Raw genomic sequence first — 16694 nt, forward strand, 5'->3', positions numbered from 1 at the left:
CGCCAAGATGAAAACGATTAAACATTCCTATAAAATATTACCATTGATTATACTGGCTTTATCTTTTGGTTCTTGTAAGAAGAGCTTTTTAGAGATTGATCCTGCTCAGCAAACCTCAGTAGACATGGTAGTCATTGATTTGCCAAGTACAAAAGCTGCGGTTATGGGTACTTACGGACTTTTGCAAAGTGCTGCTTACTATGGAAGAAGCCTGGTTGTATTACCCGATCTGATGGCAGACAATATGTATATCAGCAGAAGGAATTCGAACAGATATACCAGTTATGATCAATACATCACCACAGTAAATGATGGTACCGCTTCTGGTTCATGGAATATCATGTACAGGACAATTGTGAACGCCAATATTATCATTTCCAAAGGTGAAAAGCTTTCACTTCCAGAATCTGAGACCGGTGAGCTGAAACACCTGATAGGTGAAGCTTATACCTTAAGGGCGCTGGCACATTTCGATTTATTACGTTTATATGCTGCGCCTTATAATGCATCGGCCGGTGCCGGTCATATCGGAGTACCGGTAGTGATCAAAAGTGGAACGAGCAAGGAGGATGTAATTTCTCCGGGAAGAAATACCGTAAAAGAAGGTTATGCCCAAATTGTAACTGATTTACAAAAAGCGGTTACTTTATTGCCTGCAGCAGCTCCGATAGGTTTCAGTGCTTCAAACAGAGGCCATATTACACATTATGCTGCCAAGGCACTATTGTCAAGGGTTTATCTGTATATGGGTGATTGGGCCAATGCAGAAGCTATGGCTACAGAGGTCATCAGCAGTAATAAATATACTTTATTAACGAATGCTAATTATGCAGCGGGATCTGCGAACTTCAGAACTCAGAATAATGCGGAGGGAATCTTTGAAGTACAGTTCACCCCAACAGATAACCTGGCACAAGATGCATTATGCAGCTTTTTATTACAGGGAGCAAGTTATGGAGACGGTCTTGCAACAGATGATCTATATAACCTGTATAAAAATACAGATGTACGCAGGAATTTTATGGCTAAAAGTAAAAGAAGTGGCAGTGGTGGTGAAGATCCTGCTTTTGTAATCACAAAATATAATAATATTGCCACTTACGAAGAAGGAGTGAAGGTAATCAGGTTATCAGAAGTTTATTTAATCAGGGCAGAAGCAAGAGCGAAACAGGGTAAAGATGCTTTGGCAGCGGCCGATCTGGATGTGGTAGCGAAACGTGCTGACACTGCAAAACCGACCACTACCGAAACAGGTACAGCATTGCAAAATCTTATTCTTGTTGAAAACCGTAAAGAATTTGCTTTTGAAGGGCATCGTCTGTTTGACTTAACACGTCATAAACAAGGATTTACTAAATACCGTACAGGGGGTATTTTAATACCTATCGAAAATACTTCACTAAAGACAATATTGCCTATTCCTTTAGCTGAAATGAATTCAAATCCAAATATGGTACAGAATGCAGGATATAACTAGTTTATAATCAGATGAATTTACTAACGATAGTTTTACCGCTTTTATTCAATACGATAGCACTTCAGCCGGATACAACTGGCCTGAAAAATGCGAATGACGGTCCTTATGTCCTTTATAAAAAGGGACAGATAGAGGTGAGGAACATCGTATTGGAAAATGGTATCCGAAAAGCTGGTATTCAGACTTTTCCTGCCAGTGCGAAAGCAGGCCTTCCATTAAAAGTTCAATTTTCAGCTCATCCAAAATGGGATTTTATAGTGAAACTGCAACCTGTTCTTAAAAATGAACCTGCAGAATTTAAACAGCCAGACCGGATAATTGCCCTATCGGATATTGAAGGGGAATTTGAAGCTTTCAGAAATCTGCTGCTGGCTAATAAAGTAATGGATGAACAGTATAACTGGATCTTTGGAAAAGGACATCTGGTTATCTGCGGTGATTTATTTGATCGTGGAAAAGAGGTTACGGCTACACTATGGCTTCTTTATAAGCTGGAACAGGATGCTAAAAGTAAGGGAGGTTATCTGCATACCATTCTTGGGAACCATGATATTATGAATCTGAGCGGTGATCTGCGTTATGTAGAGCCTAAGTATTTTGAAAATGCCAATTTGATGGGACTGGACTATAAAGAACTTTATAGTCCGGATACAGAGCTTGGAAACTGGTTGAGAAGTAAAAATCTGATTGAAAAAATCGGAGATAACCTTTGTCTGCATGCAGGTGTGGCCCCGGTAATCAATACCCTGAAAATGAGTCTGGCAGAAATCAATAACAGATGCCGTCCATATTATGATCAGGCTAAAAAACGTGAATCGTTTACAGATACTGTAGCCAGGAAATTCTTTGACGGTACCCGTTCTTCCCTGTTCTGGTACAGAGGTTATTTTGTTGAACCAAAGGCTACAGAAGCAGAGGTCGACCAAACGCTTTCTCTGTATAAAGTAAAAAGGATAATCGTAGGACATACCATTACGGCAACTAATGTAGGTTTCTATTACAATGGCAAAGTTTTAGGGATCGATGTTAACCAGCATAAAGGAAAACACGAAGGTGCGCGCTATGAAAATAAGCGTTGGTATAAGATTAATACGACAGGCAGCAAGGAATTGTTAGTTCCTGCTTTATAACTAACAGGTCACTTATTTTTAAATGTTTAGCGGCTCTTCTTAAAAGAAGGGCCGCTTTTTTTATACTATTTCTTTTATTTTAAGGTTATCAGGGAAACTTTTACATCGAATGAAGTATAAACGGGCTGAGATTTGCCCAGTGTCGAAAAGTAGGCTGTTAAACGCCGGGTTGGATTAATACCTTTCAAATAATACCATTCAGGCTGATCTATTTCATCTCCAATATCTGTATGAAAATAATCATTATAAATGAGCCATATTCTTTTCTTGCCTTTAAACTCCCTGAAATCCTGCTGTAAGTGCTTTAAATAATCAGGATAACTATTAGAGATCTTTCGGTAATCTTTTCCTTCTATAGCCTTAAAATTATAAGAATGCGTGTTTTTATAAAACCGGTAGCCGGGCAAATTATTCCAGTACACATAAACTAAATCTCCCTCTTTAAAGTTATTGCTGACATAAGTCAGTGCTTGTCTTTCTGCTGATTTTTTATGGATGATAAATTCATCGGGGTAGCTTAACGATACAATAGAACCATAAACCGGACCAGCCAGGAGAAATATAGCTAACACAATTTTTGCACTGCGTCCTGTAAAGAAATCTGAAATTCCATCTGTCCCTTTTGCAATCAGCAGGATTAGTACCGGACAAATGAAAACCCAGAATCTTTCAGTTAAAGGATATAGTTTAAGTCCCGAAGCCAGAAAAACAAATAAAAAAGGGAGCAATAGGAGTAAAGCATATTTTCTTTCCTTCATCAAAGACCAGGTTCCGTAAAAGAGCGTAATAAACGGTAACCAGGGTACGACCAGCAAAAGTTTGAGCAGTGTAGAATCTCCGGTATAAAACTTCCATTTTAAGCCCAGCGGATAATCTATCAAATGATATAAAGCAGCCGGATACCACCTTAGATCATTTGCACTGGCCGGAGGAAAAGGCATGAAAGTATGGTAAAAATCGAACCACTGGACAATCCATTTTGATTCAGCATGTTTATGTGTAAATAAAAGATAATTGATTGCAAATGCTGTCAGCCATAATAAAAAAGGAACCAGTTGTTTGTAAAACAATTTCCAGTCTCTGCGGTATAAATTGCCACAACTTACAGCTGTTGCAATCCCTGCTAAAATAAAAACTGACGAATAAGAGAACCATAGGATTATTGCACCCCAAAGGCCCCAAAGCAATAATGCGGGCCATGATTGCTGGTTGTAATAACGGATATAAATATATAAAACCAGGAGTGCAGCAAATAGTTCCGTCGAATATTGTTTGATTTCTACCGCATGAAAAATAAGGGGAGGGGCTAATGCCAGTATCGCTATTGCGATAATTGAGGCAAAAGAACTAAGAAAATATCTGGCAACAGGGATCAATAGCAAGAGTGAACCTATACCGCATAAAAGCGGGAACAGCCGGAGCGCCATTTCTCCTGTTCCTAAAAGATTAACGAAAGTCTTAACTGTCCATAAAAAACCAATCGGGGCTTTCTGCTGATAGTCCAGCGTTTTCGTGGCCAGCTCCATATAATTCATTTTGATCAGGCTCGTGGAAAGATAAACTTCATCCATCCACAATGTCCGGTTATGGAAAAAATGGAAAAGACGGATGAAAATCCCTGATCCAACAAAAATACTAAACCAAATATTTAGGTTTTTAATAGATTCAACTTGGTTTTTACACATATTGGTGATATTCAGTTTTTTGAAACTTTTTAAATAATATAAATAATGTATAAATTTAAAAATTATTTAAATAGCTATAGTTTAATGTGATAGATTGGGAAAATTTAAAGGTTCTGATTCTCGATGTAGACGGTACATTGTACAGTCAGTCAAGATTAAGAACTAAAATGTTATTTGCTCTGCTAAAATACTATTTAGTAAGGCCGCTACAGCTCAAAGAACTCCTGATCCTATACTTTTTTCGCGCTGAACGTGAAAAAAGAGCTGGTTATTGCAGTAATAATCTGGAAAATGAACAATATCAGTGGTGTGCTGCCAAAGTAAGTGCCCCATTAAAAAAAATTAAGGCTGTAGTTTCCAAATGGATGTTCGAATTTCCCAATCCCTATTTATATGATTGCCGCTACCCTGAATTATATCCATTTCTACAATTGGTAAAGAAACATCAGATTAAAATAGCAGTTTATTCGGATTATAAAGCTTTAGATAAATTAAAAGAGCTTAAAATTGATGCTGATCTGGTTGTTGCTTCTACAGATGCATCTATTAATTGTTTGAAGCCGAAACCATTGGCACTGTTTTATATGATGCAGAAACTTGAAGTCCGGCCTGAGCAATGTCTGTACATAGGGGACAGAGAGGAACTGGATGGCGCTTGTGCTGCCAGCGCTAAAATACGATACCTCAATATCAATAAGCGAAAGGCAGGTAGTTTATATACCGGGCTTACAAAGAGTTTAGAAAACGCTAACAAGATTATATAAATGACAATAAAACAAAAGGCAGGTCTGAAGAATTATATTGCACTTGCCAGGCCCGATAATTGGGTGAAGAATATTTTCATGGTACCGGGGATGATGTTTGCATTATCGGTGTTCAAAACACCCATTACCAGTCACCTTTTCTTTAAAATTATTATCGGAATCATCAGCACCTGTTTAGTTGCATCTGCGAATTATGTAATTAACGAATATCTGGATGCTGATTTCGACAAGTTTCATCCATTAAAAAAGAACCGGTCTTCTGTGGTATATACTATAAATCCCAAACTGGTTTATTTTGAATATTTCTTGCTCGGAATACTTGGTTTATCACTGGCCTATCTGATTTCTTATAAGTTTCTGATCTTATCGGCCCTGCTTTTATTCATGGGGGTTATCTACAATGTCAGACCTTTCAGAAGTAAGGAAAGGATGTTTCTGGATGTGCTTTCTGAATCTGTTAATAATCCTATCCGTTTTGGCCTGGGCTGGTTTATATTTTCTCCGGCATTAGGCGCACCAACCAGTAAATGGGATTTTGACTGGATAAACACTTTTCCACCATCCAGTATTATCATCGCTTATTGGATGGGAGGGGCATTTTTAATGGCCACCAAACGTTTTGCAGAATACAGGCTGATTGGAAATCCCGAAGTAGCCGGTCAGTACCGGAGATCTTTTAAGTTTTATACAGAGAACAGCTTATTGGTTTCTATGTTCTTTTATGCAATTACCTGTGCTTTTTTTATGGGTATTTTTCTGATTAAAGACAGAATAGAATTGCTGGTCAGCTTTCCATTTTTTGCTTTGCTGTTCTCCTGGTATTTAAGGATCGGGCTTTTGAATGATTCTCCTGTACAGGGCACAGAGAAGTTGCATACCAGGAAATGGTTTATGCTGTACCTTTTCCTTTTTACCACGTTACTTTGCATTTTGATGTTTATCGATATTCCCTGGCTGCACTGGTTTCTTAAAAATGCAACAAATTACTAAATGAAATATAATTATTACGATCTCATTGTCGCTGGTACAGGCTTCGCTTCTACCTTTTTTCTGAAAAAATACCTGGACAAGAACAAAGGGGGAAAAAGGGTCCTTGTACTTGAAAAGGGGCAGCTATTCCCTCATGCCGAAAGGTTGAAGATCAAAAGGGGGGAACATTCTGACTTTTCAGGGATAAATGATGTCTGGGAAGAGAAAGTCATTAATATAAATAAAGAGAAGAAATGGCCTTTTACAACTGGTTTTGGCGGTAGCTCTAACTGCTGGTGGGGATGTACGCCAAGATTTATGCCTTCTGATTTTAAGATGAAGACCTTATTTGGTGTAGAGAATGACTGGCCTGTTAGCTATGAAGAGCTGGACCCCTATTATGAGGAAGCAGAAGTGCTGATGTCTATTTCAGGGCCGGAAGGTACCCCATTTCCACGAAAAGGTAAATATCCTCTTCCACCGCATACTTTTACAGCGGTAGATAAGATCCTGCATCAGAAATATGGAAACCTGTATATCAGCCAGCCTACAGCAAGGGCCAGCAGGGCAGTTCAGGGTGGCCGTAACGCTTGTATGACGCATTCAGCCTGTGATGTTTGTGCTGTGGATGCAAAGTTTACTATAGAGAATTCAAATATAAATGTGTACAATAATGAGCAGGTAGAACTTGTTTATGGTGCTGAAGTTTACAGTTTAGAAACCGTAGGTAATGTGGCTAAAAAAGTCAATTATGTGAAAGACGGTAAAGATTTCCAGATTTCAGGAGAGGTCATTATATTGGGTGCCAACCCCATTTTTAATGCTAATATCCTGTTGAATTCGGGAGATAAAAATCCATTTACCGGCAAAGGATTTGGTGAACAGCTGGGCATGCAGGTACTCATCTATCTTGACAATATGAACAATAAAGGAGGCAGTACCTGGGTCAATGCCAATGGATATATGTTATATGATGGTGATCACCGGAAAGATTATGCGGCCTGTTTGATTGAAGTTAACAACGCACCTTATAACATCAGACTGGAGAGGGGGAAATGGTTAAACATGGCTTCTTTCCGGATGATTTTTGAAGATCTGCCGCTTTTAACAAATTATATTACCACCTCTGCCAATAAGCTGGTTCCGGAGATTCATTTTAAAGGGAGGTCTGACTATGCGATAAAGGGAGTGGAGAATATGAAAAAAGTACTTCCGGGAATTTTATCATGTCTGCCAGTAGAAAAACTTAAATATCTTGATCCCTTTCCAAATGAAGGGCATATTATAGGAGGCACCAGGATGGGGCAGAGTGCTGCGGACAGTGTGGTAGATAAAAATATGATTCATCATCAGTATAGAAATGTTTTTGTACTGGGGAGCGGGTCCTTTACTACTTTTAGTGCATCCAATCCTACACTAACCTTAGCGGCATTATCTTTATATTCAGCAGATCATTCATTTTAAATTATGAAAAGAAGACAATTTATAGTGATGGCAGGTATAGGGACAGGTTTACTGATTTTGCCACCTGCACTATATATCGCATCACCTTCTTTGCGTAAATATGCGGGCAAGCTAATCAGAGAAGAACTTCAGTACTTAAAGTTAGAGCCTGCAGGAGTGGATCAGTATGTCAATGATTATTTCAATACATCCGCCAATAATGCAATGACTAATCTGAGGTGGAAAGCTTTTTATTATTTAGGCGTAAATGCAGAAAGATCCGGGCAGATATTTGAACTCATTAAATTTTACCTGTTATCAACAGATTTTTTTATCCATAAAATGGATGAAAGTAAAACCGTGAACTATCTTGGGTTTTATAGCCCGTATAAAAGTCCGGTTCCGAATCCATATTCATTTTTGCTGTATCCCCAGACAGATTAAGGGCCTTTTTATTGTCATTAAGGCCTATTTGTAAATTAATACTACTATTTTAGTAGTATTAATTGTTTTTATGCTTTTTCATTTATATCTTTATAGAGATAAGAAAAACTAATTAAAAAAATACGCTCGCCATGATTCCAAAAATACAACCTCAAAAATTATTGCTGACTGATTTACCGGGCAATTTTATGCGATGTTGTATGTCGTAAAGACTGATTGTGACCCTATAATTCTATAATCTTCTGATTTATGCAGAAGAAATATACCCAAAAAATATCGGAGCTGATGATCTTGATTTCTAAAATCCTGATACCCCGGAGCATTTTGAGGGAATATTATGGTGGTCATCTATTCTTTACAAAGCGGCCGGGGTATCAGGATTTGTTTATAAATATACATTTTACCATCTAATTAATCACCACCATTAGTTAGTTGATTTATACAGAAGAAGGGAGAGGCAGTCTCGTTGAACTTCTAGCAACTTTCCATAGGAAAAAGTGCTCAACCTGATCCAGCAATGGATTATAAATTAATTAATGACAGCTTAACTATCAATTTTTCTGTTTGCTTCTTTTTAGGATGTTTCCATGCTATGCATTGATCTGAGCAATACCAGATAGTTGAATTGTTGTAAAAGTCTATAAAAATTGGTGTTAAATATTAATAAAGATGATTATGAAAACTAAATTCTCCTCCAGGCTGGCAGGACTACTAACCTCGGTAGTCTTAATAAGCGGAACTGCCTCCGCAAATTACTCAAAACCCTTTCCAAAAGAAGGCATATGGCGCGGTGTCTTTACAGTAAGTGAATCACAGGTTCCCTTCAATTTTGAGTTTAAAGGTAATGATCCTAAAAATGCATTGCTTACCCTGATTAACGGATCAAGACGTGATGAATTTCATGTAGAACGACGCGGGGTAGATTCTATCTATGTAAAAATGAATACCTATGATGCAGCATTGGTTGCTAAAATTGAAGACAATGGGACTTTAACGGGTGAATACCGTAGTCTGGTACCTGGTTTCAGAGGTAATTCTTTACCTTTTATTGCCGAACACGGTAAAAATTATCGTTTTGTAGAACCAGGAAAAGATGTCGCCCCGACCCATAATATTTCAGGTAAATGGGAAATTAAAACTTATACCAAAGAAGCTGTCCCTGCATCTATTGCACTATTGAAACAAACAGGAAACAAACTTACAGGTGTAATTATGACCGTTGTAGGTGATACACGTGAGCTGGAGGGCACTGTACAAGGAGATGAATTTGAGCTTTCCGGTTTCACCGGGCCAAGTCCGTTCATTGTGAAAGGAAAGATCAATGATGATAACAGTATTACAGGAGAACAGGGATTTGGGATTTACAAAAACCTAAAGTTTGATGGGCTGAGAAATGAAAAAGCAGAATTACCTGATCCTTATAAGCTGACATTTTTAAAACCAGGTTATAAAAAGCTTGACTTTACTTTCCCTGATCTAAAAGGGCAAAATGTTTCCCTGAGTGATGACAAATATAAAGGTAAAGTCGTGATCATCGAAACTATTGGTACCTGGTGTCCTAATTGTACCGATCAGACCGTATTCCTGGCTCCCTGGTTTAAAAAGAATCAAAAACGGGGTGTTGAAGCAATTGCAATCGGTTTTGAGCAAAAAGATGATTTGGAATATGCGCAATACACATTGGGTAAGCTGAAAGAAAAATATGGTATTACCTATGATATTTTGTTTGGTGGGATAGCTGATAAAAAGATAGTTGCCGAAAAACTACCTGCATTAAACAAATTTGTTGCTTTTCCGACCACGATTATTATCGATAGGAAAGGGGACGTAAGAGAAATTTATACAGGATATACCGGAACGGTAACCGGTAAGTACTATGAAGAATACGAAAAGAAATTCAATAAAGTATTGGATGAACTCATTGCCGAACCTGTACCACAATTAACTGCGGCCGTAACAACTGCAGGAAAATAACAACCAGCAATAAATAATCAACCTAAACCAAAAATATTATGAAATTTAAAGTATCTAAAACAGGGGTATTAGCCTTTGCTGTGCTTATTTCGTCGGCTTCAGCTTTTGCCGGAGGGAAAACAGAAGAACCAAAAACCGCTAAAAAATTCATTAAAGAAGGAATCTGGCGTGGTGTTTTTAAGGTTAGTGAAACTGAAGTTCCTTTCAATTTTGAATTGAAAGGAAAAGATGCAGCGCATGCAACTTTCACCTTATTGAACGGTACAAGAAGGGATGATTTCCATGTAGAATACCTGGGTCAGGATTCCTTATTTATCAAGATGAATACTTATGATGCTGCATTAGTGGCAAAAATAGATAATGACGGACAAATTAGCGGTGAATACAGGAGCTTAGTCCCTGGTTTACGTGGAAATGCTTTGCCCTTCACTGCAGAACAGGGTAAATCTTATCGTTTTGTAGCACCGGGAAAAGATGTAGCTCCTGCCGCAGATTTGTCGGGAAAATGGGAATTTAAAGGTTTTTCTAAAGAAGCTGTCCCTAATAAAATTGCCATTCTGAAACAAACAGGAAATAAGCTCACAGGAGTGATTTTACAGGTAACCGGCGATAGCCGTGAGCTGGAAGGAACTGTGCAGGGAAACCAGTTTGTTTTATCCGGATTTAGTGGCCCAAGCCCTAAAATTTATAAAGGGACTATCAATGAAGACGGGACCCTATCAGGAGAAATCAGTCAGGGGATTTATGATAACCTGAAATTTACAGGTGTAAAAGATAGCGAAGCTGAATTACCTGATCCCTATACCTTAACTGCGCTGAAACCGGGAGTAAAAAAACTGGCTTTTACTTTCCCTGATCTTACAGGTAAACCTGTATCACTGACCGATGAAAAATATAAAGGTAAAGTTGTCATCGTTGAACTTGTGGGCACTTGGTGTCCTAATTGTACCGATCAGACTGTCTTTCTTTCCCCATGGTTCAATAAAAATAAAAGCCGTGGAGTAGAAGCGATTGCGATTGGTTTTGAACAAAAAGATGATTTAGAATATGGCAAATATACCTTAGGTAAACTGCGTGATAAGTATAATATCAAATATGATATCTTATTTGGTGGTCTGGCTGATAAAAGGTTAGTGGCCGATAAATTACCGGCATTGAATAAATTTGTCGCCTATCCTACAACGATCATTATTGACCGTAAAGGGGAAGTCAGAGAAATCTATACAGGTTATACCGGAACAGTGACCGGGAAATACTACGCCGAATATGAGAAGAAATTTAACAAAGTACTGGATGAGTTGCTGGCAGAACCAGTTCCGCCAGCAGCCTATTTTAGCGCACAAACAACAAACCCTTAATCTTAAAAAAACATGAAACAAATTAATGCAATAGTTGCCATTGGAACTGTATTGGCTTTATCATCCTTCAGTATTATTGACAGGCTGACACCAGTTACACTTAACAATCCCATAGAGAAGCATATCAAAGCCGTACCCTATAAGGTAGATGCAGCCCAGAGTAAATTAACCTGGCTGGCTAAAAAAGTTACCGGAGAACACTCTGGTACCATAGCTGTAAGCTCAGGCTTATTAAACGTTGAAAATAATGTCTTAAAGGGCGGCAGTTTTGACCTGGATACGAAATCAATTGCAGTCACCGATATTACTGATAAAGAAAGCAATGCCAAATTATTAGGACATCTGAAAAGTGAAGATTTCTTTGCTGTCGATAAATTTGATAAAGCTAAATTTGTGATCACTTCTGCCAGTATTAAAGGCGCAGGACTTTATCAGATCAAAGGGAACCTGACTATTAAAGGGATTACCAATGAAGTCACTTTTCCGGCCAGTGTTAAAATTGACAATACCAGGCTTACAGCCAATGCAAAAATAGTAGTAGACAGAACTAAATACGGTATTAAATTCAGGTCTAAAAGCTTTTTTGAGAACTTAGGTGACAAAACAATAGCCGACGAATTCGAACTGAATATCCAGCTGGCCGCTACTAAATAATTGCCATGTTTTTTTACAAATAAAGGAAGGATAAAATCTTATCCTCCTTTATTTATTAAATTGAACCCGAATCAGATATGATGAACAATGTTAGACTAAATATTTTCCTGATGATGAGTTTTCTGGTACTCATTTTTGCTGGCTTTGGTGCTGATGACCCTGCTGTCATCAATAGTAAAGAAAGGCTTGGGGAGAAACTTTTTTTTGACCCTATACTTTCAAAAGATAAATCTATCAGTTGTTCTTCCTGTCATAAACCTGAATTCGCATTTGCAGATACTTCTGCTGTAAGCCTGGGAGTTGGTGGTACAAAAGGAACAAGAAATTCTCCATCTGTAACGAATCTTTCCGGTCGTCCGAGTTTATTTTGGGACGGCAGGGTCTCTTCTTTAGAAGAGCAGGCGCTTCAACCTATCATTAATCCTGTTGAAATGAATCTTTCTATAGCAGAAGCTCTTGAAAGATTGAAAACAGACCAGGTTTATACAGCTCTATTTCAAAAGATATTTAATGGCCCGCCAACCGAAAAGAATCTGCTGCAAGCTATTGCCTCTTATGAAAGAACGCTCGAGACTTCCAATAGTCCGTATGACCGTTATATTAACGGTGATGATCATGCTATTCCGGAATCTGCCAAACGTGGCAGGTTGTTATTTATAGGGAAAGCAAATTGTAATAACTGCCATTCGGGCGAAGATTTTACAGCAGATCGTTTTAAGGGCATCGGATTGTTTAATGAAAATGAACTTCAGGATGCCGGAAGGTTTGAGGTGACCAAAAATCCTGAGCATAAAGGGCATTTTAAAATTCCTGGCTTAAGGAATGTAGCATTAACTGCCCCTTATATGCATAACGGAATGTTTAAGACCTTAAAAGATGTGATCAGATATTATAACAATCCCGATCTGATTATCAAAAATGGTAAAAACAGAGATCTTTCTTTAAGTAAACCTCTGGGATTGTCTGAAGCCGAAATTACAGATCTGGAATCATTCCTGATTTCATTAACTGATGACCGGTTTATAAAAAAGAAATCATAAGGATGATTGCCTTCAAATAAATCCCGAAAAAGAATTTATGCCTGCTGATTTACAGTTGATACCGACTGTGAACGGCCATTATTATGTCCAAACTAAACACTTATAAATGAAACAAACCTTACTCTTATTTTTTCTACTGGGTGTACTCATATCCCCGAATACCTTTGCGCAGCAAAGAACAATTAATGGGGTAATCAGCTCTGCAGCGGATCATTTACCACTGCCAGGTGTTTCTATTCAGATCAAAGGACTGGATGGCGTTACTGTTACCTCAAAAGACGGCTCTTTTAAAATACCGGTTAAAAACGGTAAGTTCCTGATCGTTTCTTATATCGGTTATCAGACACAGGAAGTAGAAATCGGAAATTCTTCAGTTCTAAATATTAATCTGGAAGAAGCAGATAACAATCTGAATGAACTGCAAATCGTTGGATCACGGAATGCAAACAGGACAAAATTGAATTCCCCCGTACCCGTTGATATTATAGACCTGAAATCTTTACAGGAATATGCACCTCAATCCAGCGTTACCCAATTGCTGCAATACGTATCCCCTTCTTTTCATTCATCAGTTTCGGGTGGGGGAGATGCTGCCTCGGCCACTTCTACGGTACAACTGAAAGGATTAGGGGTTGATCAGGTACTTGTACTGGTGAATGGAAAAAGAAGGCATAAGAGTTCTAATATCAGTTGGGGAGGATTAGGGAATGGTGCAACCGGTTATGATTTAAATTCCATACCAGTCGGGGCCATTGAGCGGATAGAAATTCTGAGAGATGGAGCCGCTGCACAATATGGTTCTGATGCTATTGCCGGAGTAATTAATATTGTGCTTAAAAATAATACAGACCAGCTTACCATCAGCACTATTGAAAGTGTGCGCCGCAGGGGAGATGGGCTCACTACCCGCACTAATGCCAATTTTGGGGTCAAACTAGGTCAAAAAGGTTATTTAAATGTGACAGGAGAATATGCTACCCAGGCTGTTTCTTTACCTGTAGGAAAAAGCTCAGACGGAATTTACATAGGCCCGGCCTATGGTGGTGGTGCAAATACCAGGGGATTTGATCAGATTTATACGAAAGAAATTGACGATGCAATTTTGGCTGCCAGAGGAATTGACCGTCACTTTTTTGATCAGCGGGGTTCTACGAATAAAGCTATAGACGGTCTTATTTCTTTTAATGCCGGAATTCCTTTAAAAGATGGTTTTGAGATCTATTCTTTTGGAGGTATCAGCCATCGTAACTCTCAGTTCACAGCTGTTTACAGGCTGCCAGGCTGGACAGAGAGAAACAATACTTTTGTTTATCCGGATGGTTTTTTGCCGGCTATGGACAATATTATTACTGACCAGTCTTTTGCTGTTGGTGTTAAAGGAAAGGTAAAAGAATGGAATGTGGATATATCTAATGTTTTTGGAAGAAATGCTTTTGACAATGTAATCACGAACTCTTTAAATGCGAGTTTGGGACAAAAAACACCAAGGACATTTAATGCGGGTAGTTATAATGCCTCTCAAAATAGTGGGAGTATAGACTTCACCCGAAAGTTTTCACAAGTATTAAAGGGATTAAATGTCGCTTTTGGCGGACAATACAGAGTAGAGACTTATCAAATTAAAGCAGGAGAAGAAAGTTCTTATTCAAAAGCAGATTTAAGCACCATATATGATGTACAGTACACTACAGGAGGAATTCCATATTTTAACAATATTGGCAGTACGCCATTAAATGGGTTATCTCCTGGTTCACAAATCCATGCTGGTTTCAGGCCAGGGAATGCTGTGGATGTTAAACGTTCTATTTCTGCTGGTTATGCAGATCTGGAACTTAATGTGACTAATCAATGGCTGGTTTCCGGGGCTTTCCGTGTCGAGAATTATTCAGATTTTGGGAGTGTCAGTACATTCAAAGCTGCAACCCGGTATAGTTTTGCCAAATGGCTTGCTATAAGAGGTGGATATAATACAGGCTTTCGGGCACCCGATCTCGCCCAGTTTTATTATACAGAAACTTCTACAACTTTCCAGAATGGGGTAGCCATTGATCAGGTAACCGCAAATAATGTAAACCCTGCTACAAAAGCTTTAGGCATACCATCTTTGCAGCCTGAAAGATCCAAAGGATATTCGGCAGGTATTACTTCACAGCCTATTCAGAATATAGAATTAACTCTTGATGCCTACCAGATCGACATCAAAGACAGAGTAGGGAACACCGGGCGGTTCTCTGCAACAGATGTGAATTTACCAGCCGATGTAAGGGCGCTATTTGTTCAGACAGGAACAGTACAGGCTAAATTCTTTTATAATTCCTTTAGTACAAGGACTAAGGGAATTGAATTTACCGGGAGCTATAAATTCTTGTTACCAGATGGCTCCAGCGCTGCATTTTTAGCTGGCGGTAACTTTCAGCAAACCCGTTTAACCAAAGTAAATACCCCTAAAGGGTTAGAAGCTTATCGCTACATAATTTTCGATGAGAGTGAAGAAGCAAGAGTTACCTCGGGTATTCCGGCTATGAAAATTACGCTGCAGGGTACTTATAATTATAAGAAGTTTAACTTTTTACTCAGAACAGTATATTTCGGAAAGGTAACCTCTGTGAGTCAGCTTAACGCAAATTTCCCAAAACCAGCTTATTATTATCAGGATTTTAGCCCGGTATGGATTACAGATTTTTCAGCAGGCTACCGGATCACCTCAGAATTACAAGCGACAATTGGTGTAAATAACCTATTTAATGTACTGGGAGACTATTCTATTCCTGCGCCGGGAAGTAATATTACAAGGACCCAGTCTCCAAGTGCCAGTCAGACAGGTACAACAACAGGTATTCAGCCATTTATCAGGCTATCAGCTACTTTTAAATAACAAGACCATGAAGATTTCTAAAATTAATATTTCTGTTTTAATCCTTGCATTTCTGTTCTCAGCGTGCAATAAGGCCAATTATCTGGATATTGATGCAGGTAACAGGCCGGCATTAAGTGCTAAAGTTAAATTTGTCAATGCAAGGCTTTCTTTAACACCAGTAAATTTCTGGGACTTTACCAGGAAGGTGACGCCCGCTCTGCTTACAAGAAATACGGCCTCTGCTTATTTGGAAACGCAATTTGGAAAAGTTCAGTACAATGTAACTGAAGGAACCAATACTTCTTATAAAGCTTCTTATGTTTTTGGCGGAAGTGCTAATTTCGTTCAGGAAACCAATACAACATCATTTTCGGGGCCTAACGGACCGATTGCAGATTTTGCGCATACACTCTTTACAGTTAAAAAACGTTTATCAAGCACGCTGAATCCAAATAACATTGATAGTCTGATTTTGGTTTATGATGATTTAACACTTCCGGCGGCTGGCAAAGCAAAAGTCCGGTTTGCTAATTTTTCTCCTGATGCACCTGCACTGGATCTTACTTACAATGGGGGCAATTCTATTTTTACCGGGGTAAGCTATGGAAATTTTGGTGATCAGGTTGTGATTTCTTATACCGGTGGAAAATCTCCGGCAACTATCCCAGGGCTGACCTGGAAAACTTTGGGGCCATTCAAAGAAATAGATGCAGGGACTAACCAGAGTTTTCAGCTTAAAAATAGTGAAGGCAAGACTGTAATTCCTGTTTCAGGGAACGCTCTTACAGGTATCACTTTGGAGAATGGAAAAATCTATACCATATTTATCAATGGACTGGTGAATGGATCGCCAGAACTTACTGCTACTGTAATCACGCATAACTAAGGATAACATCCAA

Annotated in this window: 13 protein-coding genes and 1 riboswitch; of the genes, 12 read left to right on the forward strand and 1 reads right to left on the reverse strand. The window is 38.7% G+C overall.

Annotated features, from left to right (window positions below; translation table 11 throughout):
- Positions 1-7 precede the first annotated feature (7 nt).
- Entirely contained in the window at positions 8-1477 is a 1470-nt protein-coding gene (locus HDE68_RS16440; RefSeq protein WP_183883317.1) for a RagB/SusD family nutrient uptake outer membrane protein, read from the forward strand.
- 11 nt (positions 1478-1488) lie between these two features.
- Positions 1489-2607 (forward strand): metallophosphoesterase, encoded by a 1119-nt coding sequence (locus HDE68_RS16445; RefSeq protein WP_183883318.1) that lies wholly within the window; start codon positions 1489-1491, stop codon positions 2605-2607.
- 74 nt (positions 2608-2681) lie between these two features.
- Here the strand turns inward: HDE68_RS16445 and HDE68_RS16450 are convergent, their stop codons facing one another.
- The gene (locus HDE68_RS16450; RefSeq protein ID WP_183883319.1) at positions 2682-4178 is read right to left on the reverse strand and encodes an ArnT family glycosyltransferase; all 1497 of its coding nucleotides are present in this window, start codon (positions 4176-4178) and stop codon (positions 2682-2684) included.
- Positions 4179-4378: 200 nt separating this feature from the next.
- Here HDE68_RS16450 and HDE68_RS16455 point away from each other — a divergent pair, with 200 nt between their 5' ends.
- From HDE68_RS16455 to HDE68_RS16500, 10 genes are all read left to right on the forward strand, one after another.
- Positions 4379-5056, forward strand: a complete 678-nt coding sequence (locus HDE68_RS16455; protein ID WP_183883320.1) for an HAD family hydrolase — start codon at positions 4379-4381, stop codon at positions 5054-5056.
- Complete coding sequence (locus HDE68_RS16460; protein WP_183883321.1) at positions 5057-6046, forward strand: UbiA prenyltransferase family protein; 990 nt, start codon at positions 5057-5059, stop codon at positions 6044-6046.
- Positions 6047-7489 (forward strand): GMC oxidoreductase, encoded by a 1443-nt coding sequence (locus tag HDE68_RS16465; RefSeq protein ID WP_183883322.1) that lies wholly within the window; start codon positions 6047-6049, stop codon positions 7487-7489.
- Between the two features lie 3 nt (positions 7490-7492).
- A complete protein-coding gene (locus HDE68_RS16470) occupies positions 7493-7912 on the forward strand; it encodes a hypothetical protein (protein ID WP_183883323.1) in 420 nt (139 codons plus the stop codon).
- 434 nt (positions 7913-8346) lie between these two features.
- Positions 8347-8443, forward strand: a riboswitch (SAM riboswitch).
- Between the two features lie 144 nt (positions 8444-8587).
- Complete coding sequence (locus HDE68_RS16475) at positions 8588-9886, forward strand: peroxiredoxin family protein (RefSeq protein WP_183883324.1); 1299 nt, start codon at positions 8588-8590, stop codon at positions 9884-9886.
- Positions 9887-9924: 38 nt separating this feature from the next.
- Complete coding sequence (locus tag HDE68_RS16480) at positions 9925-11244, forward strand: peroxiredoxin family protein (protein WP_183883325.1); 1320 nt, start codon at positions 9925-9927, stop codon at positions 11242-11244.
- 12 nt (positions 11245-11256) lie between these two features.
- On the forward strand, positions 11257-11898 hold the full coding sequence (locus HDE68_RS16485; protein WP_183883326.1) for a YceI family protein: 642 nt from the start codon (positions 11257-11259) through the stop codon (positions 11896-11898).
- A 77-nt stretch (positions 11899-11975) separates the two neighbouring features.
- A complete protein-coding gene (locus HDE68_RS16490) occupies positions 11976-12938 on the forward strand; it encodes a cytochrome-c peroxidase (RefSeq protein ID WP_221300769.1) in 963 nt (320 codons plus the stop codon).
- Positions 12939-13044: 106 nt separating this feature from the next.
- Positions 13045-15813, forward strand: coding sequence for a TonB-dependent receptor (locus HDE68_RS16495; RefSeq protein ID WP_183883327.1), 2769 nt, complete (start codon positions 13045-13047; stop codon positions 15811-15813).
- A gap of 7 nt (positions 15814-15820) precedes the next feature.
- Positions 15821-16681, forward strand: coding sequence for a DUF4397 domain-containing protein (locus HDE68_RS16500; RefSeq protein ID WP_183883328.1), 861 nt, complete (start codon positions 15821-15823; stop codon positions 16679-16681).
- The last annotated feature ends 13 nt before the right edge of the window (positions 16682-16694 follow it).

It is taken from the genome of Pedobacter cryoconitis (assembly GCF_014200605.1).
Taxonomy (GTDB): Bacteria; Bacteroidota; Bacteroidia; order Sphingobacteriales; family Sphingobacteriaceae; genus Pedobacter; species Pedobacter cryoconitis_B.

What these genes read in the sequence shown, in the direction of transcription:
- HDE68_RS16440 (WP_183883317.1), top strand. Translation starts at nt 8, where the DNA reads ATGAAAACGATTAAACATTCCTATAAAATATTACCATTGATTATACTG.
- HDE68_RS16445 (WP_183883318.1), top strand. Translation starts at nt 1,489, where the DNA reads ATGAATTTACTAACGATAGTTTTACCGCTTTTATTCAATACGATAGCA.
- HDE68_RS16450 (WP_183883319.1), bottom strand. Translation starts at nt 4,178, where the DNA reads ATGGATGAAGTTTATCTTTCCACGAGCCTGATCAAAATGAATTATATG.
- HDE68_RS16460 (WP_183883321.1), top strand. Translation starts at nt 5,057, where the DNA reads ATGACAATAAAACAAAAGGCAGGTCTGAAGAATTATATTGCACTTGCC.
- HDE68_RS16465 (WP_183883322.1), top strand. Translation starts at nt 6,047, where the DNA reads ATGAAATATAATTATTACGATCTCATTGTCGCTGGTACAGGCTTCGCT.
- HDE68_RS16470 (WP_183883323.1), top strand. Translation starts at nt 7,493, where the DNA reads ATGAAAAGAAGACAATTTATAGTGATGGCAGGTATAGGGACAGGTTTA.
- HDE68_RS16475 (WP_183883324.1), top strand. Translation starts at nt 8,588, where the DNA reads ATGAAAACTAAATTCTCCTCCAGGCTGGCAGGACTACTAACCTCGGTA.
- HDE68_RS16480 (WP_183883325.1), top strand. Translation starts at nt 9,925, where the DNA reads ATGAAATTTAAAGTATCTAAAACAGGGGTATTAGCCTTTGCTGTGCTT.
- HDE68_RS16485 (WP_183883326.1), top strand. Translation starts at nt 11,257, where the DNA reads ATGAAACAAATTAATGCAATAGTTGCCATTGGAACTGTATTGGCTTTA.
- HDE68_RS16490 (WP_221300769.1), top strand. Translation starts at nt 11,976, where the DNA reads ATGATGAACAATGTTAGACTAAATATTTTCCTGATGATGAGTTTTCTG.
- HDE68_RS16495 (WP_183883327.1), top strand. Translation starts at nt 13,045, where the DNA reads ATGAAACAAACCTTACTCTTATTTTTTCTACTGGGTGTACTCATATCC.
- HDE68_RS16500 (WP_183883328.1), top strand. Translation starts at nt 15,821, where the DNA reads ATGAAGATTTCTAAAATTAATATTTCTGTTTTAATCCTTGCATTTCTG.